Genomic DNA, 1581 nt, shown 5'->3' on the forward strand with positions numbered 1-1581 from the left:
CCGCTTCTATGAGGACTTGTTTGTCAAGCGGTGTCGGTCAACATATCGATGGATGGTATTTCATGCTGACCTCAGCATCGTGTTGAGTCTACAAACAGGGCTTGGCTCGGGAGATGCATCCGGGTCCAAGGTCGGGGTGTGACGAGCGTTCGAGCCACTGCTCGGACGAGCTTCTATCCGTGCACGGTGTGGATACCGTGCACCTCATGCAGCATGCGCGCGAGGCGCAATGGCAAACCCCAGTTACCGGCGCACCCAATCTGTTTGGACGGTCGCTGTGCAGCGACCCGCGGACGTTCCGGGCGCGTCGACCTTTAACCATCAATGTGCTCCTTGCCTTACCGCGTGGGCGGAATTTCTCGCGTCGCTTCAGGCACCGGACGGCTTCAATAACGCACCGGCTGGAATCTCTCCATGCTCGAGGTAGCGCCACAGCGCGATGGCCAGGCGCCGTGCCAACGCCACGATGCCCACGCGTCGCATGCGCTTGCCGCTGCCGGCGAAGCGACGGTTGAACCACTGGGTCAACGCGCTGTCGGGTTGCAGGCGCAGCCAGCCCCAGGCGAGCTCGACCAGCAACGCCCGGGCTCGCTTGTTGCCTGCCTTGCTGATGCCTTGCTCTATCCTGCTGCCGCCGCTGTCATAGGGCGTGGGCACCAGACCCAGGCAGCCGGCGAGTTCGCGCCGGTTGGCGAAGCGCCGCCAGCCGAAGAGCTCCTTGTCCAGCACCCAGGCCGTCTTGAGACCGATGGACCGCAGCTGAGTCAAGTGCGCCACCACCGGCTGCTTGCCGGTATCGACCTCCAGGCGTCGTTCAGCCTCCAACGCCTTGACCTGCTGCTTGACCAGCGACAGCCGCGCGCTCTCGCGCTCGACCTCGGCCCGCAGGACAGGCGGTATCTGCTCGCGATGGTGCTCCAACCATTTGGCCCAATCACGCCCGCCGATGACGACGTTCGGGCGCAGGTTGTGCAGCACGAGCAGCGAGCCAATGCGATTCGTGTGTGCGGTGCGCTCCGTCGTCAGCCGGGCGAGTTCGCGATGCGTGCGGCGTGCATCTTCGTCCTCGGGCGTCGGTTCGCGCAACACGGACCAGACGCGTTCGCCGCCGTGGTGGCGCAGCAGCATCGCCAGCAGCTTGTCGCCGTCGAGGCGGTCGGTCTTGGCTCGCCTGGCGCGTCGATTCACCTCGATGCTGGCTGCGTCGACCACGATGTTGTCGACGCCTTGCTGAACCAGCCAGCGGTGCAGCCACCAGCCGTCGCGCCCCGCCTCGTAGCAGGCATGCGCCTTGAATCGCGGCCCGAGCATGCAGCGCTCCGCAGCCTTGCGGATGCAATCGGCGACCGCTGCCGTGTCGCCCGCGTCCACGTTGTAGCGGCTCGGGCCGCGGCAGCCATCACTGGCCGTCACCTTCCACTTCTTGTCGCCCAACTCGAAGCTGATGTACAGCTCGCCCGCCTGCGCCGTATCCTTGCCGGGTAGGACTGTCTGGGTCGTCATTTCCGTCTCCTTGTCTAGAGGTTGGAAATCCCGTTGTAGCTAAACGGGGATGACTCGGGTAGTCCTACATAGCATCTG

Annotated in this window: 1 protein-coding gene; it reads right to left on the bottom strand. The window is 64.6% G+C overall.

Annotated features, from left to right (window positions below):
* Positions 1-369: 369 nt before the first annotated feature.
* On the bottom strand, positions 370-1503 hold the full coding sequence (locus QTI17_RS34930; RefSeq protein ID WP_286538766.1) for an IS110 family RNA-guided transposase: 1134 nt from the start codon (positions 1501-1503) through the stop codon (positions 370-372).
* Between the last annotated feature and the right edge of the window lie 78 nt (positions 1504-1581).

It is taken from the genome of Variovorax sp. J31P179, assembly GCF_030316985.1.
Lineage (GTDB): Bacteria > Pseudomonadota > Gammaproteobacteria > Burkholderiales > Burkholderiaceae_C > Variovorax > Variovorax ginsengisoli_B.

Excerpts from the sequence above, each read along its gene's own strand:
- QTI17_RS34930 (WP_286538766.1), bottom strand. The coding sequence starts at position 1,503 with ATGACGACCCAGACAGTCCTACCCGGCAAGGATACGGCGCAGGCGGGC.